The organism is Undibacterium sp. SXout7W (assembly GCF_049339385.1).
Taxonomy (GTDB): Bacteria; Pseudomonadota; Gammaproteobacteria; order Burkholderiales; family Burkholderiaceae_D; genus Undibacterium.
The window spans coordinates 33,172-59,137 of record NZ_JBMPPF010000002.1 but is presented as its reverse complement, the minus strand read 5'-3'; the positions used below and the strand labels follow the sequence as shown (position 1 = coordinate 59,137).

At 48.2% G+C, this 25,966-nt stretch carries 26 protein-coding genes; 24 read left to right on the top strand and 2 right to left on the bottom strand.

What is annotated here, in order from left to right; genetic code table 11:
- Positions 1–16: 16 nt before the first annotated feature.
- Positions 17–910, bottom strand: coding sequence for a LysR family transcriptional regulator (locus ACO0LB_RS02675; protein WP_423046230.1), 894 nt, complete (start codon positions 908–910; stop codon positions 17–19).
- A 362-nt stretch (positions 911–1,272) separates the two neighbouring features.
- On the opposite strand from ACO0LB_RS02675, the gene ACO0LB_RS02670 reads away from it, so the two are divergent.
- The 8 genes from ACO0LB_RS02670 (at position 1,273) to ACO0LB_RS02635 (ending at position 10,886) form a co-directional block, all read left to right on the top strand.
- Positions 1,273–2,775 (top strand): CoA-acylating methylmalonate-semialdehyde dehydrogenase, encoded by a 1,503-nt coding sequence (locus ACO0LB_RS02670; protein ID WP_423046228.1) that lies wholly within the window; start codon positions 1,273–1,275, stop codon positions 2,773–2,775.
- Between the two features lie 412 nt (positions 2,776–3,187).
- Complete coding sequence (locus tag ACO0LB_RS02665) at positions 3,188–4,225, top strand: NAD(P)H-dependent flavin oxidoreductase (RefSeq protein WP_423046226.1); 1,038 nt, start codon at positions 3,188–3,190, stop codon at positions 4,223–4,225.
- 12 nt (positions 4,226–4,237) lie between these two features.
- Positions 4,238–5,857, top strand: a complete 1,620-nt coding sequence (locus ACO0LB_RS02660; RefSeq protein ID WP_423046224.1) for a GMC family oxidoreductase — start codon at positions 4,238–4,240, stop codon at positions 5,855–5,857.
- A gap of 214 nt (positions 5,858–6,071) precedes the next feature.
- A complete protein-coding gene (locus tag ACO0LB_RS02655; protein WP_423046222.1) occupies positions 6,072–6,845 on the top strand; it encodes an ABC transporter ATP-binding protein in 774 nt (257 codons plus the stop codon).
- Positions 6,842–7,564 carry an ABC transporter ATP-binding protein gene (locus ACO0LB_RS02650; protein ID WP_423046220.1) on the top strand — a complete coding sequence of 241 codons (723 nt, stop codon included), beginning with the start codon at positions 6,842–6,844 and terminating at the stop codon, positions 7,562–7,564. Before ACO0LB_RS02655 ends, ACO0LB_RS02650 begins: the two co-directional genes overlap by 4 nt.
- Positions 7,565–7,627: 63 nt before the next feature.
- Positions 7,628–8,839 carry an ABC transporter substrate-binding protein gene (locus ACO0LB_RS02645; protein WP_423046218.1) on the top strand — a complete coding sequence of 404 codons (1,212 nt, stop codon included), beginning with the start codon at positions 7,628–7,630 and terminating at the stop codon, positions 8,837–8,839.
- A 170-nt stretch (positions 8,840–9,009) separates the two neighbouring features.
- Positions 9,010–9,894 (top strand): branched-chain amino acid ABC transporter permease, encoded by an 885-nt coding sequence (locus tag ACO0LB_RS02640; RefSeq protein WP_423046216.1) that lies wholly within the window; start codon positions 9,010–9,012, stop codon positions 9,892–9,894.
- 11 nt (positions 9,895–9,905) lie between these two features.
- The gene (locus tag ACO0LB_RS02635; RefSeq protein ID WP_423046214.1) at positions 9,906–10,886 is read left to right on the top strand and encodes a branched-chain amino acid ABC transporter permease; all 981 of its coding nucleotides are present in this window, start codon (positions 9,906–9,908) and stop codon (positions 10,884–10,886) included.
- 279 nt (positions 10,887–11,165) lie between these two features.
- Here ACO0LB_RS02635 and ACO0LB_RS02630 read toward each other — a convergent pair whose 3' ends face one another.
- Positions 11,166–12,323, bottom strand: coding sequence for an iron-containing alcohol dehydrogenase (locus ACO0LB_RS02630; protein WP_423046212.1), 1,158 nt, complete (start codon positions 12,321–12,323; stop codon positions 11,166–11,168).
- A 120-nt stretch (positions 12,324–12,443) separates the two neighbouring features.
- Here ACO0LB_RS02630 and ACO0LB_RS02625 point away from each other — a divergent pair, with 120 nt between their 5' ends.
- From ACO0LB_RS02625 to ACO0LB_RS02550, 16 genes are all read left to right on the top strand, one after another.
- Entirely contained in the window at positions 12,444–13,205 is a 762-nt protein-coding gene (locus tag ACO0LB_RS02625; RefSeq protein ID WP_423046696.1) for a sulfite exporter TauE/SafE family protein, read from the top strand.
- A 177-nt stretch (positions 13,206–13,382) separates the two neighbouring features.
- Positions 13,383–15,332: a tRNA uridine-5-carboxymethylaminomethyl(34) synthesis enzyme MnmG gene (gene mnmG, locus ACO0LB_RS02620; protein ID WP_423046210.1), complete on the top strand. Its 1,950-nt coding sequence runs from the start codon at positions 13,383–13,385 to the stop codon at positions 15,330–15,332.
- Positions 15,329–15,979, top strand: a complete 651-nt coding sequence (gene rsmG, locus ACO0LB_RS02615) for a 16S rRNA (guanine(527)-N(7))-methyltransferase RsmG (protein ID WP_423046208.1) — start codon at positions 15,329–15,331, stop codon at positions 15,977–15,979. Before mnmG ends, rsmG begins: the two co-directional genes overlap by 4 nt.
- Before the next feature lie 20 nt (positions 15,980–15,999).
- On the top strand, positions 16,000–16,776 hold the full coding sequence (locus ACO0LB_RS02610; RefSeq protein WP_423046206.1) for a ParA family protein: 777 nt from the start codon (positions 16,000–16,002) through the stop codon (positions 16,774–16,776).
- Positions 16,777–16,779: 3 nt separating this feature from the next.
- Positions 16,780–17,670, top strand: coding sequence for a ParB/RepB/Spo0J family partition protein (locus ACO0LB_RS02605; RefSeq protein ID WP_423046204.1), 891 nt, complete (start codon positions 16,780–16,782; stop codon positions 17,668–17,670).
- A 15-nt stretch (positions 17,671–17,685) separates the two neighbouring features.
- Positions 17,686–18,237, top strand: coding sequence for an RBBP9/YdeN family alpha/beta hydrolase (locus ACO0LB_RS02600; protein ID WP_423046203.1), 552 nt, complete (start codon positions 17,686–17,688; stop codon positions 18,235–18,237).
- A 229-nt stretch (positions 18,238–18,466) separates the two neighbouring features.
- On the top strand, positions 18,467–18,811 hold the full coding sequence (locus ACO0LB_RS02595) for an ATP synthase subunit I (RefSeq protein ID WP_423046201.1): 345 nt from the start codon (positions 18,467–18,469) through the stop codon (positions 18,809–18,811).
- Entirely contained in the window at positions 18,808–19,629 is an 822-nt protein-coding gene (gene atpB / locus ACO0LB_RS02590; protein ID WP_423046199.1) for a F0F1 ATP synthase subunit A, read from the top strand. The genes ACO0LB_RS02595 and atpB overlap by 4 nt, the downstream gene beginning before the upstream one ends.
- A 91-nt stretch (positions 19,630–19,720) precedes the next feature.
- Complete coding sequence (gene atpE / locus ACO0LB_RS02585; RefSeq protein WP_162019491.1) at positions 19,721–19,960, top strand: F0F1 ATP synthase subunit C; 240 nt, start codon at positions 19,721–19,723, stop codon at positions 19,958–19,960.
- A 67-nt stretch (positions 19,961–20,027) separates the two neighbouring features.
- A complete protein-coding gene (locus ACO0LB_RS02580) occupies positions 20,028–20,498 on the top strand; it encodes a F0F1 ATP synthase subunit B (RefSeq protein ID WP_423046197.1) in 471 nt (156 codons plus the stop codon).
- A gap of 2 nt (positions 20,499–20,500) precedes the next feature.
- Positions 20,501–21,034 carry a F0F1 ATP synthase subunit delta gene (locus tag ACO0LB_RS02575; RefSeq protein WP_423046195.1) on the top strand — a complete coding sequence of 178 codons (534 nt, stop codon included), beginning with the start codon at positions 20,501–20,503 and terminating at the stop codon, positions 21,032–21,034.
- A gap of 26 nt (positions 21,035–21,060) precedes the next feature.
- On the top strand, positions 21,061–22,602 hold the full coding sequence (gene atpA, locus ACO0LB_RS02570) for a F0F1 ATP synthase subunit alpha (protein ID WP_423046193.1): 1,542 nt from the start codon (positions 21,061–21,063) through the stop codon (positions 22,600–22,602).
- 18 nt (positions 22,603–22,620) lie between these two features.
- Entirely contained in the window at positions 22,621–23,490 is an 870-nt protein-coding gene (gene atpG / locus ACO0LB_RS02565; protein ID WP_423046191.1) for a F0F1 ATP synthase subunit gamma, read from the top strand.
- A gap of 30 nt (positions 23,491–23,520) precedes the next feature.
- A complete protein-coding gene (atpD, locus tag ACO0LB_RS02560) occupies positions 23,521–24,927 on the top strand; it encodes a F0F1 ATP synthase subunit beta (protein WP_423046189.1) in 1,407 nt (468 codons plus the stop codon).
- Between the two features lie 69 nt (positions 24,928–24,996).
- Entirely contained in the window at positions 24,997–25,419 is a 423-nt protein-coding gene (locus ACO0LB_RS02555) for a F0F1 ATP synthase subunit epsilon (protein ID WP_423046187.1), read from the top strand.
- Positions 25,420–25,562: 143 nt separating this feature from the next.
- Positions 25,563–25,943, top strand: a complete 381-nt coding sequence (locus ACO0LB_RS02550) for a CoA-binding protein (protein ID WP_423046694.1) — start codon at positions 25,563–25,565, stop codon at positions 25,941–25,943.
- The last annotated feature ends 23 nt before the right edge of the window (positions 25,944–25,966 follow it).

Genomic DNA, 25,966 nt, shown 5'->3' with positions numbered 1-25,966 from the left:
CTTTTTTTAGCTACGTTCAGCCATCGAGACGCCAGCTTTCACTAATCAGTTCAAACGTAGCGGCAATAATGGCTTCATTTTTCCGCTTTTCTTGTGCGATGAAACATAGTTCTGTTGCTACGCTGACGGCATCGGCAATGATCAGGCCGTGTGCATGGGCTTCGCGGATCGCAATCGAATCGCGGATCAGACTCAGGCCGACGCCTGATTTCACCAGATCCAGCATGGAGGGCTCCTGATCCACCAGCGCGACTTTATTCGGCACTACACCATATTCCGCAAAAATTTTGCTGAGTAATCGGTGATGCGCAGACTCCGGCGGTGTCCAGAGCCACGGAAGCTTTGCCAGTGCAGGCCAGTCCTGACCCAGAACACGGGTTTTCCAGCCGCTGGGAGCCAGTACGCGGTAGGTAAATTCTGTCAGGACGATGCTGTGGCAAGGCGTTTTGCCGTCGTCCGGTACCTGCCCCAGATAGAAACCGACATCCAGTGTTCCGGCGCGGATTTGTTGTAATACCGAGCCAGACATGCCTTGTTGCAACCTTGTGGATAATTGTGGATAAGTTTCTACTAAGCGCTTTAGAAAAAACCCGAGGCGGGTAAATTCCGGATCGAGAATCGTACCGATTGCCAGCTCACCGTTGAGGGTCGAATGTAAAGAACTCGACGCCTGCCGGAATTCGCCTATGCTGGAGAGAACGCGCTCTGCGTAGGGCAGCAGTTTGGCACCGTCATTGGTCAGTGCCATGCCGCTGGCGTTACGGCTGAATAACTGTAATTGCAGATTTTCCTGCAAGGCTTTGATCTGCAGGCTGACAGCGGGCTGGGTCACATGCAGACGTTCTGCCGCACGGGTCAGATTTCCCTCTCTGGCAACGGTGACAAAAGCGCGTAATTGTGTAAAGTCCATAGGAAGTAGAGAGTGGGCTGTGCTGATAATGATGGCGATTCGTCGTTGATACGATATCGTTCCAGTATTCTATTCAAAGCATGATCAGGAATAACGCGAAACCACCCCAGCAGCATGACGGCTGTTTGTGATAAAGCTTGTAATACCTGCGTCGCTGTGGAGTTGCCTGCTGGCGAAATGAATAGCAGTTGCAAGTAATGTTGCTCAAAGCACAGCAAGCTTACCTGACTTGGTCCAGACAATTTTTCGTCAGTTCTAATTATAAGTATTTCTTATAATGCTATTGATAATAACTCATTGGATTTGCAGAAGCGACTGAATTAATCTCTCTCAAACATTGTTTTATTCACTAAGGATTTCTTATGACATCAACTGCGACTCTCCAGCACTATCTGAATGGCCAGATTTTTCCATCGACCAGCGGCCGCCAGCAAGACGTATTTAATCCGGCGACTGGTGAAGTCGTGGCACAGGTGGTATTAGCCAATCTGGATGAAGTCAATGCAGTGGTGGCAGCAGCAAAAGCAGCGGCACCAGCCTGGGCAGAGACCGCACCACTCAAGCGTGCACGCGTGATGTTCAAATTCAAGGAGTTGCTCGACCGCCATCATAAAGAAATGGCGACGCTGATTACACGCGAGCACGGCAAAGTGTTGTCCGATGCAATGGGCGAAGTGACACGGGGTATTGAAATTGTTGAATTTGCCTGCGGTATGCCGCAACTGTTGAAAACCCAGTTTTCTGACAACATCGGTGGCGGTATTGATAATTACAACCTGCGTCAACCGCTGGGCGTGACAGCAGGGATTACGCCGTTTAATTTCCCTTTTATGGTGCCGATGTGGATGGCACCATTGGCGATTGCAACGGGTAACACGTTTATTCTGAAACCTTCTGAACGTGATCCTTCCTGCGCATTACTGATCGCAGATTTATTAAAACAGGCGGGTTTGCCGGATGGCGTCTTTAATGTACTGCAAGGCGATAAAACCGCAGTGGACGGCTTATTGCAGCACCCGGACGTTGCGGCGATTTCGTTTGTCGGATCGACGCCGATTGCTGAATACATTTACAGCGAAGGTACGCGCATGGGCAAGCGGGTACAGGCACTGGGCGGTGCCAAGAATCATCTGGTGGTGATGCCAGATGCCAATCTTGATCAGGCAGTTGATGCGCTGATGGGCGCAGCGTATGGTTCCGCTGGTGAACGTTGTATGGCCATTTCGGTTGCGGTTGCGGTTGGTGACGTGGCAGACAAATTGGTCGAGGCGCTGGTACCTCGTGTGAAAGCGCTGACGATTAAAAATGGCATGGAAAGCGATGCCGAAATGGGGCCGGTGGTTACTGCCATTCATAAGGCAAAAATCGAAGGATATATTGCCGATGGTGTTACCGAAGGCGCGCAATTACTGGTGGATGGCCGTGGTTTTCAAGTACCGGGTCATGAAGGTGGTTTCTTCCTTGGCGGCACTTTGTTTGATCACGTCAAAGAGGGTATGAAAATCCACCGTGAAGAGATTTTCGGACCTGTGCTGTGTATTGTCCGTGTACCGGATTTCGCATCTGCGGTTGAACTGATCAATCGTCATGAGTTTGGCAATGGTGTGTCGCTATTCACGTCGGATGGCAATACGGCACGCGAATTTTCTCGTCGTATCCAGGTCGGTATGGTTGGCATTAATGTTCCTATTCCTGTGCCGATGGCGTGGCATTCTTTCGGTGGTTGGAAGCGCTCTTTGTTTGGCGATCAGCATGCGTATGGCGAAGAGGGCATTCGTTTCTATACCCGTTACAAATCCATCATGCAGCGCTGGCCTGACAGCATAGATAAAGGTGCTGAGTTCACGATGCCGGTAGCGAAGTAAATCGCGCTGCGGGGGACGGTTCGCCGGAGTAGTTGATCATGATTGCTCATGGTTGAGCATGAGTACATCTGAAGCGCTGGAATGACTAAACGCGTCTCAGATGATTTGTGTGGGCTGGTGACCGTCGTTGGTTTTACCTAATTATTTTTCCGGTATTTTTGTTGGCTGCTGTATCTGTGTAAAGAAACAGCGGAGGGGAGTGTGTCGTCTGTTTTATTGGGAGTGCTCATCAAATCAGCACAATCCAAGTCGCGTACAGGCAACCGCAAACGTAGTGCAAATCCTGTTCAATTTGTTATCAATATGTGGGAGTATATGGATGAATATGTTCAATCTCGCTGAGAAAATAACGAGACTGGATGTTCACTATCTGATACTCCATCCCAGTATATAAAATTGACCAGGAACAATCATGTTGACCATCGATACCCTCTGCACACATCCGATTATTCAGGCGCCAATGGCAGGCGGTGCGACCACGCCAGAATTAGTGGCTGCCGTGTCGAATGCAGGAGGATTGGGATCACTTGCCGCACCGTTACTCAGCCCGCTGACCATCATTGAACAGGCAGAACATATACGCCGCTTAACTGATAAACCGTTTGCGATTAATTTATTTGTGCAGGCGCGTCCGCAAGTGGACTTGGCGGCAGTGGACGCAGCGAAGCAATTGCTGCAACCCGTCTGTGCGGAATTGGGTTGGGAGACTGTACCGACACCCACACGCTGGTGCGAAGATTTTGAGGCGCAACTAGATGCCTTAATTACGGCACGTCCGGCGGTGGCGAGTTTTGCATTTGATGTTTTACACGGTAGCCAGCTACAGCGCCTGCACGATGCGGGCATTCTGGTGATCGGGACGGCGACGAATCTGCGTGAGGCAATCGTGTGGCAGGCAATGGGTGCTGATGCCATCTGCCTGCAAGGGGTTGAAGCTGGTGGCCATCGTGGTACGTTTATCGGTGCGCAGGAAGAGTCCACTCTCAGCCTGCTGGAGTTGCTGGCGCAGTGTCGCCCGCATTTGCAAGTACCGATCATTGCTGCGGGTGGCTTGATGGATGGTAAGGATATTGCCCGGGTGAGAGCGGCGGGAGCGCAGTGGGTGCAAATCGGCACCGCATTCCTGACGACGACAGAATCGGGTATTCATCCATCCTACAAACAGCGTTTGCTGGATGCGCAGGAAGATACGACTCGTCAGACACGCACATTTTCCGGTCGTCTGGCACGTGGTCTGGATAACCGTTTCATGCAGTTGATGGCACCGGTGGCAGAGCGGGTTCCTGCTTATCCGATCCAGAATGCATTAACGGGCAGTATTCGCGCCCAGGCTGCCAAAGATAAGAATACCGAACTGATGTCGATGTGGAGCGGGCAAGGTGTAGCACGTACACGCAATATTTCTGCTGCCGGACTGATGGCGGCGCTGATCAGAGAATCACAAGCATAGGAAGAGAAATCCATGGAATCTGCAGGACAATTTGATTACATCGTGATCGGTGCCGGTACTGCTGGCTGTGTGCTGGCAAACCGGCTGACACAAAATCCGGACAAGCGCGTGTTGTTGCTGGAAGCGGGTGGAAAAGATGATTATGTCTGGATACATATTCCTGTAGGTTACTTGTATTGCATTAACAATCCGCGTACTGACTGGATGTTTCGTACCGAGTCAGAACCGGGGCTCAATGGCCGCAGCCTGATTTATCCGCGCGGCAAAGTGCTGGGTGGCTGTTCTTCCATTAACGGCATGATTTATATGCGTGGTCAGGAACGTGATTACAACGAATGGGCGGCTCATACGGGCGATGACAGTTGGCGTTGGGAGCAGGTATTGCCGCTGTTTAAAAAGAGTGAAGACCATTACAGCAGCGACAAGCAGTTTCATGGACGCGGCGGTGAATGGCGGGTTGAAAAACAGCGTTTATCATGGGAAATTCTGGATGCCTTCCGCGATGCGGCAGAGCAGATTGGTATCCCAAAAACGGAAGATTTCAACCGTGGCAATAATGAAGGCAGCGCCTATTTTGATGTTAACCAGAAGCGGGGCATACGCTGGAACGCATCCAAGGCATTTTTGCGGCCAGCGTCCAGTCGCCCGAATCTGACGATCATGACCGGATGTCAGGTCAAGCGCCTGCGCATCAGCGCTGATGAACACGGTAAGCGCTGTACCGGTGTGGAGTTCATTGGCGGCGGTCGCGAGTGGTTTGCCGAGTCCGTGCAGGAAACCGTACTGGCGGCAGGAGCCATTGGCTCGCCAGCCATTTTGCAGCATTCAGGAATTGGTGATGCTGCGCATTTACAGCAGGTCGGCGTGCCTGTGGTGCATCACTTAAGCGGTGTCGGTGCCAACCTGCAAGACCATTTACAAATCCGTTCAGCATTCAAAATCAGCGGTGCTAAAACGCTCAATAAAATGGCGAACAGCCTGATCGGCAAAGCTCGTATCGGACTTGAATATGCCTTGTTTCAGAGCGGTCCTATGTCGATGGCACCTTCGCAACTGGGCGTATTTACCAAATCAGATGCGCAGCAGGTAACTCCCAATCTGCAATACCACGTACAACCTTTATCACTGGAAAAATTCGGCGATCCGTTACATGATTTTCCGGCATTTACCGCCAGCGTCTGCAATTTGCGCCCCACGTCGCGCGGTCATGTGCGCATTGCCAGCCATGATCCTTTGGCCGCGCCAAAGATCGTGCCAAATTATTTAAGTACACCAGAAGACCGAAAAATTGCAGCTGATTCACTGACGCTGACAAGACAGATTGTGGCAGCACCAGCATTACAAAAATACGCGCCAGAAGAAATGAAACCAGGTGCGCAGTTCCGTACAGAAGAAGAATTGGCGAAGGCTGCCGGGGATATCGGTACGACGATTTTCCATCCCGTCGGTACCTGTAAAATGGGGCGCGGAGACGACCTCAGCGCCGTTGTGGATAGCCAGTTGCGGGTTTTGGGTATTGCAGGTCTGCGCGTTGCAGATGCTTCTGTGATGCCGACCATCACCTCAGGCAATACGAATTCACCGACGGTGATGATTGCTGAAAAAGCAGCACAATGTATTTTGCAGAAATAGCTGTTGTTTTTACAGCATCAGTAAAACTACTTACAGTAGTTATACCGTATTGTTGTGAACTCGGTTTGCTAGGTACTATCAAAAAACATCATCGGGACTCAGATGAGAAACAGTCCCGACAATAATAAAAATACCCGCTGCCAGATCAGCGGGTTTGTCATGTTGAAATAAGTGGACCCGAAAAGGGCCTGAAGCAAGACAACAAGGAGACACGATGACCAACGTCATCCTCGAGACCAAGCGTTTGACCAAAGAGTTCAAGGGCTTCACCGCCGTGAGCGAAGTCAATTTGCAAGTACAGCGTGGACATATCCATGCATTGATCGGCCCTAACGGTGCCGGTAAAACGACTTGCTTTAATTTGCTCACCAAGTTTCTGGTTCCCACATCGGGGCAAATTTTGTTCAATGGACGTGATATTACGTCTGCCAAACCGGCACAAATTGCACGTCAGGGCATCATTCGTTCATTTCAGATTTCGGCTGTTTTTCCTCATCTCACGGTCATGGAAAATGTGCGTATCGGCTTGCAAAGGCAGCTCGGTACTTCGTTCCATTTCTGGAAAACCGAAGCCAGTCTGACCCGGCTCAATGACAAGGCCATGGAGTTGCTCGCATTGGTCGATCTGACGCAATTCGCCGATATCGTGACAGTGGATTTACCTTATGGCCGTAAGCGCGCGCTGGAAATTGCCACTACCCTGGCCATGGAACCAGAGATGATGTTGCTGGATGAACCAACGCAGGGAATGGGGCATGAGGACGTGCATCGTGTGACTGAGCTGATTAAAAAAGTATCGGCAGGACGCACTATTCTGATGGTGGAACACAACATGAGTGTGGTGTCCGGTATCTGCGACAAGATTTCCGTATTGCAGCGTGGTGCGATGCTGGCCGAAGGAACATACAACGAAGTATCAAATAATCCGAAGGTCATGGAAGCCTACATGGGCAGTACCAGCGGCGAACTGGAAGGAGCGCATGCATGAGTGACTCTGCAAAAAAAGTCGCGCTGGAAATCAGTCATTTGCAGGCTTGGTATGGTGAATCACACATCCTGCACGACGTGAACCTGCAAGTAAATCAGGGCGAGGTCGTGACGCTGCTTGGACGTAATGGCGCTGGTCGTACAACCACCATGCGTGCCATTATGGGCTTGACCGGAGCGCGCAAGGGATCAATCAAAATTAATGGCGTAGAAGCGATTCATCTGCCAACGTATAAAGTAGCGCATCTGGGTGTTGGTTATTGCCCTGAAGAGCGAGGGATATTTTCTTCGTTGTCCACAGAAGAAAATTTGATGCTGCCGCCTTCTGTTTCACGTGAAACCCAAGGTATGTCGATCGAAGAAATTTATGACATGTTCCCTAATCTGGCAGAACGTAAAAATAGTCAGGGGACCCGTCTGTCTGGTGGTGAGCAGCAGATGCTGGCAGTTGCCCGTATTTTGCGCACGGGTGCGCGCTTGTTGTTACTGGATGAAATTTCAGAAGGTCTTGCTCCCGTCATCGTGCAGGCTTTGGCACGCATGATCACGACGTTGAAAGCCAAGGGCTACACGATTGTGATGGTGGAACAGAACTTCCGCTTTGCTGCGCCGCTGGCGGACAGATTCTATGTGATGGAACATGGCCAGATTGTAGAGACGTTTTCGTCTTCTCAATTGCAAGAAAAAATGCCGGTCTTGAACGAACTATTAGGTGTGTAAATTGTTGATCTGCCTGCCAAGCACATGCCGCAGGTTTTATATAAAAACGATGGGAGAAGACGCATGAAAACAACATTCAAGGTAGCTAGTCTCGCAGTAGCAACAGCCTTATCCGCGCTGGCAGGTTCTGCAAGTGCACAGGTATCCGGTGATACGGTCAAGATCGGTTTTATTACAGATGTTTCTGGTTTGTACTCTGATATCGATGGTCAGGGCGGTGCAGAAGCCATCAAGATGGCAATTGCAGATTTTGGTGGTACGGTACTTGGTAAAAAAATTGAGTTGGTGACAGCAGATCACCAGAACAAAGCAGATATCGCGGCCAGTCGCGCCCGCGAATGGTTTGATCGTGACGGCGTGGATATGCTGATCGGCGGAACGAATTCCGGTACTTCCTTGTCCATGTCCAAAGTCGCTGCTGAAAAGAAAAAAATCTTTATCTCTATCGGTGCCGGTACTGCCCGCCTGACCAATGAAGAATGTACTCCCAACACAATCCACTATGCGTATGACACCGTAGCGCTGGCAAAGGGAACGGGTTCTGCCGTTGTTAAACAGGGCGGTAAGAGCTGGTATTTCCTGACAGCCGATTATGCGTTTGGCGCTTCTCTCGAAGCCGATACCGCAACAGTGGTGAAAGCCAATGGTGGCACGGTATCTGGCTCAGTTAAACATCCATTATCTGCATCGGATTTTTCATCTTTCCTGTTGCAGGCACAGGCTTCCAAAGCACAAATTCTTGGACTGGCTAACGCGGGTGGTGACACCATCAATGCTGTGAAGGCTGCAAATGAATTCGGCGTTACTAAAACCATGAAGCTGGCAGGTTTGCTGATGTTTATCAATGATATTCATTCTCTTGGTTTGAATGCGACTCATGGCATGTACCTGACTGATAGCTGGTACTGGAATCAATCGCCAGAATCACGTACCTGGTCACGTCGCTATTTTGAAAAAATGAAAAAAATGCCATCCAGTCTGCAAGCAGCAGATTACTCGGCAACGATCACGTATCTGAACGCAGTCAAGGCAGCGGGTTCGGACGATACGCAAAAAGTCATGGAAAAACTGAAAAGTGCGAAGATCAATGACTTCTACGCAAAAAATGGTTATGTCCGTGGTGATGGCAGCATGATTCACGACATGTACCTGATGCAGGTGAAATCTCAGGCTGAATCCAAAGAACCATGGGATTACTACAAAGTGGCACAGACGATTCCTGGCGAGCAAGCATTTACGACCAAAGCAGAATCTAAGTGTGCGGCGTGGAAATAAGTTGCTGAAGAGAGTTTCAATACTGCATCGCAGTTGTTGCGGACTCTCTTAACAGTCATCGGTTTTTCTATTCATCGCATTGCTTCAACAGGGATGTGTCGTGTTTTTGACTGACACATCCTTTTTCTGACATCACCCCATTTGTATGGGGTTTTTTAAAAAAGAGCGCCATGGAAATATTTGGTATTCCGCTTCAGGCGATGCTGAGCCAGCTCTTGCTGGGTTTAGTCAACGGCTCGTTCTATGCGATGCTGTCTCTCGGTTTGGCAGTGATTTTTGGCTTGCTGAACGTGATCAATTTTGCGCATGGTGCGCTGTATATGATGGGCGCATTTCTCGCCTGGATGGGGATGAATTACTTCGGCATCAATTACTGGGTGATGCTGATTCTGGCTCCGTTACTGGTTGGTGTGTTCGGCGTAATTATCGAAAAAACCATGTTGCGCTGGTTATATAAGCTTGACCACTTATATGGACTCTTACTGACTTTCGGTATCACGCTGATGCTGGAAGGTGTATTTCGTTCTATTTACGGTGTTTCCGGCCAACCTTATTCGGTACCTGATTCCCTGCTCGGCGCGACCAATCTTGGCTTTATGATTTTGCCGAATTACCGTGCCTGGGTTGTGCTGGCATCGTTGGTGGTGTGTTTTGCAACCTGGTTCGTGATCGAAAAAACCAAACTCGGCTCTTATCTGCGTGCAGGAACAGAAAATCCTAAATTGGTAGAAGCCTTTGGTGTCAATGTGCCTTTGATGGTAACTCTGACTTATGGTTTTGGCGTGGCTCTGGCAGCGTTTGCCGGTGTGTTGGCGGCACCTGTGATTCAAGTCTCTCCGCTGATGGGGTCAAATCTGATTATCACCGTGTTTGCAGTGGTCGTCATTGGCGGTATGGGATCTATTCTTGGATCGATTCTGACGGGCCTTGGCCTGGGCATTATCGAAGGCCTGACCCGCGTCTTTTATCCGGAATTGTCTGCAACCGTGGTGTTTATCGTCATGGCAATTGTTCTGATGATTCGTCCTGCTGGCCTGTTCGGTAAAGAAAAATAATCGGAGCGACTATGAATAAGAAAATTGGCTATGGCATTGCCCTCGTCGCATTGCTGGCAGCACCGTTGTTTGTCTACCCCGTGTTTTTGATGAAGTTGTTGTGTTTTGCCTTATTTGCCTGTGCATTTAATCTGCTGATTGGCTTTACCGGGTTGCTTTCCTTTGGCCATGCCGCATTTTTTGGTGGTGCAGGTTATATCACCGGCTGGGCCATACGCGATGCAGGCTTGCCGATGGAGTTGGGTATTGTGCTTGGCGTTGCGGCAGCTGCACTTATCGGTCTGGTTATGGGAGCGTTGGCAATTCGTCGTCAGGGGATTTACTTCACGATGATTACGCTGGCATTGGCGCAGATGTTGTACTTTGTTTTCTTGCAGGCTAAATTTACTGGCGGTGAAGACGGCTTACAAGGCATTCCACGTGGCAAATTGCTGGGTAGTCTGGATTTGACGTCAGACCTGACTTTGTATTATGTGGTGTTAGCGATTGCTGTTGCTGGCTTTGCTTTGGTCGTCAGAACGATACATTCGCCATTTGGTCAGGTATTGAAAGCGGTCAAGGAAAATGAACCTCGTGCCATTTCGTTGGGCTACGATGTGGATAAGTACAAATTGCTGGCGTTCGTGCTTTCTGCCGCATTGGCAGGTCTGGCAGGCTCTACTAAAACGCTGGTACTGGGTTTTGAGACGCTTACGGACGTACATTGGTCCATGTCTGGCCTTGTCGTGTTAATGACCCTGGTGGGCGGTTTAGGTACGTTGGTGGGCCCCATTGTTGGTGCCGTCATCATTATTGCTCTGGAAAACAAATTGGGCGACCTCGGTAATCTTCTTGCTGATATCACGACGATAGATTGGTTCCGCACGCTGGGGGATTCAGTGACCATCGTGACAGGCTTTATCTTTATCGTTTGTGTGTTGTTGTTCCGTAAAGGTATTGTTGGTGAACTCACAGAGTTATTTCAGCGATCAGCGAAGACAAAAACAGGTTGATATTTGTTGATATTGATATAAAAAAAGCCCCGATTTTTCGGGGTTTTTTTTTAAATCTGAAACGTATATCTATCTATCCATCTATCAAGAAAGTACGTGTCAATTATCAAAATTAATTACTATTTAACAATATTAAATTAATAGTATTAAATTAACAATCAATTATCTTTGACAATAATACTGTTCCAATATGGAATACATGTTGTCGTCACTTACACACATATTGCACCGGTTCTGAAACCAACCAGCGCAACATCAACATGGCATTGATTGGCACCATTACAGTGCCGCCGCGTAAATGGCTCTGGCATCGGTGAATGTTACTTCTCTCGGATTATTGCCTAATAACCGCGTTTGTAACATGGCATCGGTTGCCAACTGATCCAGATGGCTTTCGCTGATCCCTACCTGATGTAAGCGGGTTTCTATCCCTGTACGCTGTGCCAGATCCTGCATAGCGCTGATCAATGCATTGCTGCGAGCTTCAGTGCTACCAGTCGCATCAGGTGCAATGATGTCCGCCAATTCTGCATATTGTTCTGCTGCATAAGGCGTGTTGAAGCGTAAGACGTGAGGTAATACTAATGAATTGGATAAGCCATGCGGCACATGAAAAATCCCGCCGATAGGGTATGCCAGTGCATGCACTGCCGCGCAGGGCGCATTGGCAAAACATTGCCCAGCCAGCATCGCGCCCAACAACATGGATTGGCGGGCAACAAGATTACTGCCGTTGGTACAGGCTTGGTCAATATTGTTCCAGAGTAATTTTAATGCCTGGCGAGCCAACATGTCAGACAGCGGATTTTTCTTATGTTTGGTGGTGTAAGCCTCAATAGCATGCACCATCGCGTCGATACCCGTTGCAGCGGTGACTTTTGTAGGCAAGCCAACGGTTAATTCTGCATCGAGAATCGCTATATCGGCGTATAGCTGAGGTGCGACAACGCCCATTTTGGTGGTTGCACCCGTCGTGACGATAGAAATTGGTGTGACCTCAGAGCCGGTGCCGGCAGTGGTAGGAATTTGAATCAACGGTAGTCGTTTGCCTTTGACGTTTCCTATGCCGTACATCGATGCTAAAGTCTGATCGCTACCGACGAGTATGGCAATTAACTTGGCAACGTCCATAGAGCTGCCGCCACCGAGTCCAACCACAAGATCAATGTTGAGTGCACGAGCATTGGCTACTGCCTCTGTTACAACAGATTCCGGAGGATCAGCTACGACATCTGAAAATACACTGACTTTTAATTGTTGTGCTTCAATGCTATCGATAGCAGGTTGTACTAAACCTGTTTTCAGAAATCCGGCGTCAGTGACAAGCAGAATGTGTTGGCTGGCAGGATAATGCTGGCGGATAATATTTCCTAACTGGCCTGCTGCCCCTAGCTGGCTGATGATCGTGGGTACGGTCTGGAACTCGAAATTTTTCATGGCTTGCTTTCTGTTCTGCTGGTTATTGAGACGTTCTGTATCACCGGATATGACGAAGTGTTGATATCCTCTCTAGCTTGCCAGAACTCTGGTTGTCATAGCTTAACTTTAATAAATTTCATGATCGATATTGCCTTATTAGGACTTGCCGCATTTTTTGCCGGTTTTGTAGATTCCATTGTTGGTGGTGGTGGCCTGGTTCAGGTTCCCGCGCTGTTTTCTTTTTTACCAGGAGTTGTACCTGCGACTCTACTTGGAACCAACAAGTTTGCAGGTATCTGGGGCACGACAGTCGCTGCCCGTAACTATATCAATAAGGTTCGTGTCCGATGGGCGATGGTGATTCCTGCAGCGGCAATGGCATTTCTGTTTGCTTTTGCGGGAGCCTTTGCGGTGACGCATATCCCGCCGACTTATTTACGCAAGGCCTTACCTTTCATCTTGTTGGCAGTCGCTGTCTATACTTTTAAGAAAAAGGAATTTGGTGCAAATAATTCACCTGTTTTTTCTGGCAAAAAGGAAATTCAGATGGCGATGTTGGTCGGGGCAGGAGTAGGGTTTTATGATGGATTTTTCGGCCCTGGCACGGGTAGTTTTTTTATGTTCTTGTTTGTTCGTATGTTTGGGTATGATTTTCTACGCGCTTCTGCGGTGGCGAAAGTATTGAACGTTGCATGTAATGCTGCTGCACTGAGTTGGTTTGGTTTTAGCGGACATGTGATCTGGTTGCTGGGTACGGTAATGGCTGCATGTGGCATCGCGGGTTCGGTGATTGGTAGTCATTTGGCGATTAAACACGGAACTGGATTTGTCAGAAAAATGTTTCTTGGGGTTGTTACCGCATTGATTTGCAAGACAAGTTATGACGCATTTTTCAAGTAAGGGTTTCACGTGAAACAATAATTGATTCTATTTCGATGTCTATTTAATAATTCAGCCTTATGTTTCACGTGAAACATAAGGCTGAATTATTTTCTGTATTCTGAGTCCGAAAAGTGAATCATCTTCAAAACAAACTATAATCGTGGCTCTTAGAGTCCTTGTTTGCCAGAAGCTACTATGTTTTATCCAAAAGAATTTGATGTCATTGTTGTCGGCGGTGGTCACGCTGGCACAGAAGCGGCTCTTGCTGCCGCACGTATGGGGCAAACTACGTTGTTGCTTACCCATAATATTGAGACACTTGGCCAGATGTCCTGTAACCCTTCGATTGGTGGAATCGGCAAGGGACATTTGGTCAAGGAAGTGGACGCGATGGGTGGGGCGATGGCGATTGCCACAGATGAAGGCGGAATACAGTTTCGTATTCTGAATTCGTCTAAAGGTCCGGCGGTTCGGGCAACCCGTGCTCAGGCAGATAGAATATTATATAAGCAGGCCATCCGTCGTCGGCTTGAAAATCAAAATAATCTGTGGCTGTTTCAGCAGGCCGTGGACGATTTGCTGGTAGAAGGAAATCGTGTCGTTGGTGCGGTGACACAGGTTGGTATTAAATTTCGTGCTCGTGCCGTAGTACTGACTGCCGGTACTTTCCTTGATGGAAAAATCCATGTTGGCTTGAATAATTATTCGGCTGGAAGAGCAGGGGATCCTCCCGCCATTTCATTATCCGCCCGCCTCAAAGAATTGGCTTTGCCACAGGGACGCTTAAAAACTGGAACGCCTCCACGTATTGATGGTCGCAGCATTGATTTTTCTGTGATGCAGGAGCAGCCTGGCGATCTGGATCCAGTACCAGTGTTCTCGTATATGGGAAATACAGCCATGCACCCAAGGCAAGTGCCATGCTGGATTACGCATACGAATGAAAAAACGCATGACATTATTCGTGCGGGTCTTGATCGTAGCCCAATGTACACCGGTGTGATCGAAGGTGTCGGCCCACGTTATTGTCCATCTATCGAAGATAAAATCCACCGTTTCGCCAGCAAAGAGTCACATCAGATTTTTCTTGAGCCAGAAGGCTTAACTACGAATGAATTCTATCCCAACGGAATTTCTACCAGCCTGCCGTTTGATGTGCAGCTTGATCTGGTGCGATCTATGCGTGGCATGGAAAACGCCTATATTTTGCGCCCCGGTTATGCAATTGAATATGATTATTTTGATCCGCGTGGACTGAAATCATCATTGGAAACACGACAGATTGAAGGTTTGTTTTTTGCAGGGCAAATTAACGGCACAACAGGTTACGAAGAAGCTGCGGCGCAAGGCATGTTGGCTGGTTTAAACGCAGCGCTGCAAACGCAGGGTAGAGATGTCTGGGTGCCACGGCGTGATGAAGCTTATCTTGGTGTGTTGGTCGACGATCTGATTACGAAAGGTGTGCAAGAGCCATATCGCATGTTCACCAGTCGTGCAGAGTTCCGTCTGAGTTTGCGTGAAGATAATGCTGACATGCGTTTAACAGAAATTGGTCGTCAACTCGGTTGTGTCAGCGACGATCAATGGTTTGCATTTGAGCAGAAACGAGAAAGTGTGTCACGTGAAACAGAGCGTTTGCGCTCAACTTGGGTCAATCCAAGAATTCTTGCTGATGCTGAAGCGGAGCGGGTGATTGGTAAGGCGTTGGAGCGCGAATATTCGTTGGCAGATTTATTGCGACGCCCTCAGGTCACCTATGAAAGTCTGATGACATTGCAAGGTACAGAGGGAGCATTGTTGGCTGGACCTGGTGTTGAAGATGTATCCGTCAAAGAGCAGGTTGAAATTCAGATCAAATATGCGGGCTATATCGACAGGCAAGCTAAAGAAGTTGAACGACACGCCTATTTTGAAAACTTAAAAATGCCAGTCGGCTTTGACTATATGGAAGTCAATGGCTTATCGATTGAAGTGCGTCAAAAATTGAACAAACATCAACCTGAAACTCTGGGGCAGTGTGGGCGTATATCTGGCGTTACTCCGGCAGCTATTTCTCTTTTATTGGTGCATTTGAAAAAGCGTGGCTTTAAAGAATTTGCCGTTTCACGTGAAACTACCGACAGCTCCATTGGAGACGTATCGTGAATAATGCTGATACTTCGATTTTGCGTACCATGCTCATCAATGGGGTAGGTGAATTAGGTTTAGAATTAAATAATGATCAAATTGATAACATAATGTCTTATTTGAAATTATTGTCAAAATGGAATGCTGTTTACAATTTAACCGCTATCCGTGACCAAAGCGAAATGGTCAAACAACATCTGCTCGATTCTTTATCAGCGACTCCTGCTTTCAAACAAACCCGTCGCGTACTGGATGTCGGTGCTGGTGGTGGGTTACCCGGTGTGATACTGGCAATTGTGTATCCGCAGACATCTGTTTCAATGATCGATACTGTGAGTAAAAAGACCGCATTTTTAACGCAGGTGAAAACGGAGCTAGGCTTAAAAAACGTGACAGTGCACACCGGACGGGTAGAAGCACTGGAAGTTACGGAAAAATTCGATGTAATTACCTCGCGTGCGTTCTCCGAATTATGCAATTTTATTAATTGGTCGGGACATTTGCTGGCAGATGGTGGACAATTCATCGCGATGAAAGGTGTCGCTCCTGACAAGGAAATAGAACGTTTGCCCGAGGGATGGGAAGTGACCGGAGTCCAGCCTTTGGTTGTGCCTGGCTTACAGGCATCTCGTCATCTTGTTTTCGTTAAGAAAACCTCCGCCTGAATTATTTACAGAAAACCTCTATGGCAAAAATCTTTTGTGTAGCAAACCAAAAAGGTGGCGTTGGCAAAACCACCACTACCGTGAATCTTGCTGCCGGATTGGCAAAATTGGATCAACGAGTATTACTGGTTGACCTCGACCCCCAGGGTAACGCCACGATGGGGGCGGGTATCAACAAATCCAAGCTGACAGCTTCTGTGTACGAAGTCTTGCTGGGAATGTCCGATGTCGCTACTGCTCGGCAGCGGTCTGAATCCGGCAGATTTGATGTGCTGCCGGCAAATCGGGAATTAGCTGGGGCAGAAGTAGAAATGGTTGAACTCGACAATCGCGATAAACGTTTGCGCAATGCCTTGTCTTTGGTTGATCAAGAATATGATTTTATTTTGGTTGATTGTCCACCGGCGTTGTCGATGCTGACTTTAAACGGATTATGCGCAGCCAATGGCGTCATTATTCCTATGCAATGTGAATATTACGCTCTTGAGGGATTATCAGATTTAGCTAACACCATTAAAAAAGTATCCGCGAATCTGAATCCAGATTTAAAAATTGTTGGATTACTGCGTGTGATGTTTGACCCGCGGATGACGTTATCTCAACAAGTGTCGGATCAGTTGGAACAGCACTTTGGCGACAAAGTGTTTAAGACCGTTATTCCGCGTAATGTCCGTCTGGCAGAGGCCCCATCGTACGGGATACCTGGCGTGGTGTTCGATCCTTCTTCCAAAGGGGCTCAGGCGTACATCGCTTTTGGTGCGGAAATGGTTGAGAGAATTAAACAATTGGATAAATAAAGTATGGCAACAAAAAAACAAAAAGGCCTCGGACGTGGGCTTGATGCCTTGTTGGGAGGGGCAAGTGATTTCGCAGAGGTCGCACCAACGATCAGCGGTGCTCCTACCAGCCTTGCGGTAACACAGATGCAGGCTGGTAAGTATCAGCCACGTACTCGTATGGATGAGGGAGCGTTGGCAGAGTTATCCGCATCGATCAAAGCACAAGGCCTGATGCAGCCAATACTGGTACGTCCGATAGGGCAGAATAATGGTGTGACACGGTATGAGATCATTGCCGGTGAGCGTCGTTTCAGGGCGTCGCAAATGGCTGGATTGGAAGAAGTGCCGGTTCTCGTGAAAGATGTAGACGATCAGACGGCAGCTGCCATGGCGTTGATCGAGAACATGCAGCGCGAAGATCTGAATCCTCTCGAAGAGGCGCAGGGGATACACAGGCTGATAACCGATTTCTCTTTCACACACGAGCAAGCGGCAAATGCTGTAGGTCGTTCGCGTAGCGCGGTATCGAATTTACTGCGGCTGATGAATCTTGCCAAACCGGTACAAACCATGCTGATGGCAGGTGATATCGATATGGGCCATGCTCGCTCTTTGCTCGCAACAGATGCCGCGACACAAATACAGCTGGCGAACCAGATTGTCGCCAAACGAATGTCTGTGCGTGAAGCTGAGAAATTGGTGGCGAAAACAATTGCGGAAGTCAGCGCTGTGAAATCTCGCGATAAGGCAGAAAAATCAAGAGATATTAAACGACTGGAAGAAGAATTGTCCGATTTGCTTGCAACACAGGTTGTTTTGAAAATGGGGAGCAAAGGCAAAGGTCAAATGATGATCGATTTTGCCGATCTCGACTCTCTGGATGGCATCATATTGAAAATTCGTGGTCAATAATTACTGATATTACTGATGAAAATTCTGCTGTTACCCGGTTTATATAATTCTGGTTCCACACATTGGCAAACCTTGTGGGAGCATCGTATGCCTGATGCTGAAAGGGTGCAGCAGGCAAATTGGAATACGCCGCAACTTGATGACTGGCTCGCCCACCTGTCCAGCGCAATTGACAGTAGTAAGGAAGATGTAATTCTTGTCGCGCATAGTCTCGGCTGTGCGCTGACAGCATGGTGGGTTGCGCTTGAAATGCCTGGTGTTCACGATAAAAGTAAAGTGAAAGCCGCATTTTTGGTTGCCCCTCCGGATGTTAATCGTGTTGATTTTCCAGCATCCAGTTTTGCGCCTATGCCTGAAATCGCATTCCCGTTTCCATGCAAAGTCGTTGCTTCAGAGGACGATATCTGGTGTGATTTGCAGACTGCAAACAGATGGGCCGAGAAATGGCATGCTGAATTTCACCATATTGGTGCAAAAGGGCATATAAACGGCGATTCTGGTCTTGATGCCTGGGAGCAAGGCCAGTATTGGCTTGCAGAGCTGTTGAGCAAAGTCAAAAATAGCTGAAAAAACAGTTGTGTCTCATTTTGATGCGTTGTATCAAACGTTTGACGATGTTACGCACTACCACGTATAATTCCGTGGTTTTGATTGGCGAGGATATACGCTGCCTGCTAAATTGTGGCGAATGTGTTGATATTCAACAGTCAATCGATGATCAATCCTAGAATTTATGCAAAATTGTTCTGACGTTCAGAGGACTGTTTTGCATAAGTCCTGAAAGAGCGGGGGAAGCATGGCACGTATCGTTCTGTTGCAAATGGCAGCAGCTGTGCTTGTGGCTATGCTCGCTGGAATATTCGGCAATGTATCGTTAGCACTGTCCGCTTTTTTTGGTGGGATGTGTTGTGTGGTTCCAAATGCATTTTTCGCGTTGCGCCTGACTATGAGCGCCCGAAAGCCCGGAGGAGCCAACCCGATGAGTTTTTTCATTGGTGAATTTATCAAGATTGCATTGACAATTGCGCTAATGGCTGCGGTTGTCTACTGGTACCGCGATGTCAACTGGCCGGCTTTTCTGATCGCCTTCATCGTAGTATTGAAAAGTTATTTCATTTTACTATTTAGACAACGACCATGAGCGCAACCGAGCACGCACCAACCGCGTCAGAATATATTGTCCATCACCTTGGACATTTCTCGACACACCACCAAGATAAAATCGTTGATTTTTCTATTTTCAATATGGATACCATTTTTTGGTCCATATTCTCCGGCGTCGTCGGCAGCATCTTGTTATGGCTTGCAGCCCGCAAAGCCACTTCAGGTGTTCCAGGACGCTTCCAGGCAGCAGTAGAAATTCTGGTTGAAATGGTAGAGGAGCAGTCCAAAGGCATCGTTCACGGTGACCGTAGTTTTATTGCTCCATTGGCATTGACTGTATTCGTCTGGGTTGCCCTGATGAACTCTCTCGACTTCTTGCCTGTTGATTTGTTTTCAGGTTTATTTGCACTCTTAGGCATTGAGCATATTTTCCCTCATCACCGTGTCGTACCAACTGCCGATTTAAATGGTACTTTAGGTATCTCTCTCGGTGTGTTGGCGCTGATGCTGTATTACAGCGTTAAAATCAAAGGCTTAGGCGGTTTCTTACACGAATTGGTCTCTGCACCATTCGGTATCAAGATGGCACCGTTCAATCTGATTCTGCAACTGATCGAATTTGCTGCAAAAACCGTTTCTTTGGGTATGCGATTGTTCGGTAACATGTTTGCGGGCGAATTATTGTTCCTGTTGATTGCTTTACTTGGTTCAATGGCAACAGTATTTGGTGTTTTCGGTCACTTGGTAGCAGGCTCCATCTGGGCTATCTTCCACATTCTGATTGTTTTCCTGCAAGCGTTTATTTTCATGATGCTGACACTGGTGTACATCGGTCAGGCTCACGAACATCACTAAGATTTAAGTTCTATCGTAGTTGTTGATTCAGTTTTTAGTTTTGGTTTTTTAGTTTTAGCTTTTTATTATTTTTAACTTTTAAGGAAATGTCATGACTGATTTATCTTTTGTTGCTTTGGCTTGCGGTTTGATCATCGGCTTGGGCGCTATCGGTGCTTGTATCGGTATCGCTATCATGGGTGGTAAATACCTGGAAGCGTCTGCTCGTCAACCTGAATTGATGAACACATTGCAAACTAAGATGTTCTTGTTGGCTGGTCTGATCGATGCTGCGTTCCTGATCGGTGTTGGTATCGCAATGTTGTTCGCATTTGCAAACCCATTCAAATAATCAGTTTTTCCTTCTACTGCCGGAAGCAAACAGCTTTCGGCTTGATCCATTTAGATAAGGAATTACCGTGAACTTAAACGCAACATTGTTCGTTCAGTTTGGGGTTTTCTTCATCTTGGCATTGTTCACAATGAAGTTTGTGTGGCCGCCACTGATGAACGCGCTCGATGAGCGCGCCAAGAAAATCGCAGACGGACTGGCAGCAGCCGATCGTGGCCGTGCAGAAATGCAAGCTGCCGAAAAGCGCGTACAGGCCGAATTGGCGGGTGCTCGTGATGAAGGTCAGAAGCGTATTATTGATGCAGAAAAACGTGCTCAACTGATCGTTGAAGAAGCCAAAAACACTGCATCTGCAGAAGCCGCACGCATTATTGCTGCCGCTCAAGCTGACGCAGCTAATCAGGTAACGAAAGCACGTGAAGAATTGCGTGACCAGGTTGCTACTTTAGCAGTTAAAGGCGCAGAGCAGATTCTGAAACGTGAAGTCAATGCATCCGCTCACGCTGATCTGTTGAATCAACTGAAAACCGAGCTGTAATTATGGCCGAACTCGCAACGATCGCTCGTCCTTACGCAGAAGCGCTGTTTCGTGTTGCCCAGACTGGTAACCTGTCCGCCTGGTCGGATCTGGTTGCCGAGATGGCACAAGCTGGCGCGCACCCTGATGTACAAGCTCTTGCACACAACCCAAAAATTTCAGCAAAGCAAAAAGCTGAGATTTTCATGTCTGCGCTCAAATCCCCAGTGACTGCTGAAGCGACCAACTTCATCAACACGCTTGCTGATTATGATCGTTTGACTTTGTTGCCCGAAATCGCTTTCCAATTTCATGCTCTGAAAAACGCCTTTGACGGCGCTGCAGATGCTGAAGTGACCAGCGCATTTGAATTATCGGCAGCACAGTTAACCGAACTGGCGAGTACATTGGAAAAGAAATTTGGCCGCAAACTGCACCCAACTGTCAAAGTAGATTCTGCTTTGATCGGTGGTGTGCGCATCGTGGTTGGTGATCAGGTGCTCGATACGTCGGTACGTGCGAAGCTGCAAAGAATGCACGTCGCTCTGACCGCGTAAGAACGAAATAAATATTAGGAGTTAGTATGCAACTCAACCCATCTGAAATCAGCGAGCTGATCAAGAGCCGGATTCAAGGCCTTGGCGATTCCGCTGAGATTCGCAATCAAGGTACGGTTATTTCCGTTACCGACGGTATCTGCCGCATTCACGGTCTGTCTGACGCGATGCAAGGTGAGATGCTGGAATTCCCAGGCAATACATTCGGTCTGGCATTGAATCTGGAACGTGATTCCGTTGGCGCCGTTATTCTTGGTGACTACGAACACATCTCCGAAGGCGACACCGTCAAATGCACAGGTCGCATTCTGGAAGTACCTATCGGTCCTGAACTGCGTGGTCGTGTCGTTAACGCATTGGGTCAGCCTATCGACGGCAAAGGTCCTATCAATGCAAAATTGTCTGCACCGATCGAAAAAATCGCTCCAGGCGTTATTGCACGTCAATCTGTTTCCGAGCCAATGCAAACCGGTATCAAGTCGATTGATGCGATGGTTCCAGTTGGTCGTGGTCAGCGTGAATTGATCATTGGTGATCGCCAAACTGGTAAAACAGCCGTAGCGATTGATGCCGTGATTAATCAAAAAGGCCAAGGCGTTACTTGTATCTATGTAGCGATTGGTCAAAAAGCTTCTTCCGTCAAAAACGTTGTGCGTGCTCTCGAAGCTCACGGCGCAATGGAATACACGATCGTTGTAGCCGCGACAGCAGCTGAATCTGCAGCAATGCAGTTCGTCTCTGCATACTCCGGTTGCGCGATGGGCGAATACTTCCGCGATCGTGGTGAAGATGCACTGATCATTTATGATGATCTGTCCAAACAAGCGGTTGCCTACCGTCAGGTATCCCTGTTGCTGCGCCGTCCACCAGGCCGTGAAGCATACCCAGGTGACGTGTTCTATTTGCACTCCCGTTTGCTGGAACGTGCAGCACGTGTTAACCCAGACTACGTTGAAGCCTTCACTAAAGGTGAAGTTAAAGGTAAGACAGGTTCACTGACAGCATTGCCTATCATTGAAACTCAGGCTGGTGACGTTTCCGCTTTCGTTCCAACCAACGTAATTTCGATTACTGACGGTCAGATCTTCCTGGAAACTTCCTTGTTTAACGCCGGTATTCGTCCTGCGATTAACGCGGGTATTTCTGTATCACGCGTTGGTGGTGCTGCTCAGACTAAGGTTATCAAAAACCTGTCCGGTGGTATTCGTACTGACTTGGCACAGTATCGTGAGTTGGCAGCGTTTGCGCAGTTTGCGTCCGACCTCGATGAATCCACACGTAAGCAGTTGGATCGTGGTGCCCGCGTGACAGAATTGCTCAAGCAAGCACAATATGCTCCGTTGTCGATTTCCTTGATGGCCGCTTCCCTGTTCGCAGTGAATAAAGGTTACTTGGACGACATCGAAGTTAAAAAGGTATTGTCCTTCGAAGCTGGCCTGCATAACTATTTGAAAACTAGCCACGCAGCATTGCTCGCTAAGATTGAAGAAACCAAGCAACTGGATAAAGATGGCGAAGCCACTTTGTCTGCAGCTGTTGCTGATTTCAAAAAATCTGGCGCGTACTGATCTTAACTGGAGCTAAACATGGCCTCAGGCAAAGAGATACGCGGCAAGATCAAAAGTGTAGAAAACACGAAAAAGATCACTAAAGCGATGGAAATGGTTGCTGCATCCAAAATGCGTAAAGCGCAAGACCGGATGCGTGCAGCCCGTCCTTATAGTGAAAAAATTCGTACTATCACAGCGAACTTGTCGCAGGCGAATCCTGAGTACACGCATCCTTTCATGATCCAGCAAGATCAGTCCAAGAAAGTTGGACTGATCGTTGTGACGACAGATAAGGGTTTATGCGGTGGCCTGAATACTAACGTATTGCGTTTGGTCACCAACAAGCTGCGTGAGCTCGAAGCAAAGGGTTCAAAGATAGAAGCGGTCGCAATTGGTAATAAAGGTCTCGGTTTTCTGAATCGGGTAGGGGCACCAGTGGTATCGCATGCGGTACAACTGGGTGATACACCTCACCTCGACAAACTGATTGGCCCAGTAAAAGTGTTACTGGATGCTTATCAGGAAGGCAAACTGGACGCGGTTTATCTGAGTTATACCAAATTTATTAACACGATGAAGCAAGAACCGGTGATGGAGCAGTTACTGCCTCTGACATCGGACAAACTGGCAACAGATAAGAATGCCCATTCCTGGGATTATCTGTACGAACCAGATGCAAATACCGTGATTGATGAATTGTTGATTCGTTATGTAGAAGCGTTGGTTTTCCAGGCAGTAGCGGAAAATATGGCTTCTGAACAGTCGGCCCGTATGGTGGCGATGAAATCAGCAAGTGATAACGCGGGTAACGTGATTGGCGAACTGAAACTGGTTTATAACAAAACCCGTCAAGCTGCCATTACCAAAGAGCTCTCCGAGATCGTCGCCGGCGCGGCAGCGGTCTAAACTGAATTTAAATATTAAGAAGGAACGAACATGGCTAATGGCAAAATCGTTCAGTGTATCGGCGCTGTTGTGGACGTTGAATTCCCACGTGACGCGATGCCTAAGATTTACGATGCCTTGAAAATGGAAGGCTCCGAACTGACTCTTGAAGTTCAGCAGCAATTGGGTGACGGCATTGTCCGTACGATTGCGCTGGGTACTTCTGATGGTCTGCGTCGTGGCATGATTATTTCCAATACTGGCAACCCTATCATGGTACCAACTGGCAAAGCAACGCTGGGTCGTATTATGGACGTATTGGGTAACCCTATCGATGAATGCGGTCCAGTCAGCCACGCGCAGACAGCCTCCATTCACCGTAAAGCTCCTGCATACGACGAACTGTCTCCATCGCAAGAATTGCTGGAAACCGGTATCAAAGTTATCGATCTGGTTTGCCCATTTGCGAAGGGTGGTAAAGTTGGTCTGTTCGGTGGTGCGGGTGTGGGTAAGACCGTTAACATGATGGAACTGATTAACAACATCGCTAAAGCACACAGCGGCTTGTCCGTGTTTGCTGGTGTTGGTGAGCGTACTCGTGAAGGTAATGACTTCTATCACGAAATGGCTGACGCTAAAGTGGTTGATCTGGAAAATCCAGAAAACTCTAAAGTAGCGATGGTGTACGGTCAGATGAATGAACCACCAGGTAACCGTCTGCGCGTTGCTTTGACAGGTCTGACGATTGCTGAAGGTTTCCGTGACGAAGGTAAAGACGTTTTGTTCTTCGTGGATAACATCTACCGTTACACACTGGCTGGTACAGAAGTATCCGCGTTGCTGGGTCGTATGCCTTCCGCTGTGGGTTATCAACCTACATTGGCTGAAGAAATGGGTCGTCTGCAAGAGCGTATTACTTCCACTAAAACTGGTTCCATTACGTCCATTCAGGCCGTGTATGTTCCAGCCGATGACTTGACCGATCCATCCCCAGCGACAACATTTGCTCACTTGGATTCCACCGTTGTTTTGTCCCGTGACATCGCTTCTCTGGGTATCTACCCTGCGGTTGATCCACTGGATTCAACATCTCGTCAGCTGGACCCACAAGTCGTTGGTGCAGAACACTACGAAACAGCTCGCGCTGTTCAAGGTACTTTGCAACGCTACAAAGAATTGCGCGACATTATTGCGATTCTGGGTATGGACGAATTGGCGCCTGAAGACAAATTACTGGTTGCTCGTGCACGTAAGATGCAACGTTTCCTGTCTCAGCCTTTCCACGTTGCTGAAGTGTTTACCGGCTCTCCAGGTAAATACGTTTCACTGAAAGATACGATCAAGGGCTTCAAAATGATCGCTTCCGGTGAACTCGATCACTTGCCAGAACAAGCGTTCTACATGGTAGGTACTATCGACGAAGCAATCGAAAAAGCGAAAAAACTGGCTGCTGCTTAATAGCTGCACTGGCGGTGCGACTCGTTCAGTCGCACCATAGCTTTTTTGAGCGAATAATAAGGGTCCAACATGGCACACACTATTCACGTTGACGTGGTTTCGGCAGAAGAGTTGATCTTCTCCGGTGAAGCCGAATTCGTCGCGTTGCCGGGTGAGGCTGGTGAATTGGGTATTTATCCGAAACACACACCACTGATTACCCGCATCAAGCCGGGTGCGGTGCGCATCAAGGTTTCAGGACAAGCGGAAGACGAATTCGTATTCGTTGCCGGTGGTCTGCTTGAAGTGCAACCGAATGCAGTGACAGTTTTGGCTGATACAGCGATTCGCGGTCACGATCTGGATGAAGCGAAAGCCACCGAAGCTAAGAAGCTGGCAGAGCAGGCTTTGGTTAATCGCGATTCCAAAATTGACTATGCGAAAGCACAGGCAGAACTGGCATCCGCGATCGCGCAATTGGCTGCGATTCATAAATTGCGTCAAAAGCGTTAATTCGCCGACCGCAGTAATTTGTGAACGTAGCATAAGTACGGTATTCAAAAGGCAGCTCAGGCTGCCTTTTGTCTTTCAGGAGCCGGGAAGTGATATTGACAGATCAAACTACAGCTGACACAGATCCGCTGAAAACACTACTGATGCGCAGTAAGCATATTGCCATCGTCGGTATCTCTGCTCGTTCTGATCGGCCCAGTCATGGCGTTGCTGCTTATTTGCAGGCGCATGGTTACCATATCATTCCGGTCAATCCTCGTGAAGCGGGGACACTCATCCTCGGCGAGCATTGTTTTGCCAGTCTGACTGATGCCAGCAAGCATTACTCTATTGATATCATCGACTGTTTCCGGAAATCTGATGATATTCCTCCAGTTGTGGACGAGGCGATTGCCATTGGTGCCGGATGTGTCTGGATGCAATCTGGCATTGTGCATGCTGCTGCGGCAGACAAAGCACGTCAGGCTGGTATTGAGGTATATATGGATCTGTGCCTGAAAATTGAGCATATGATACGTTGCTGACACGTATCTGATAGACCGACATT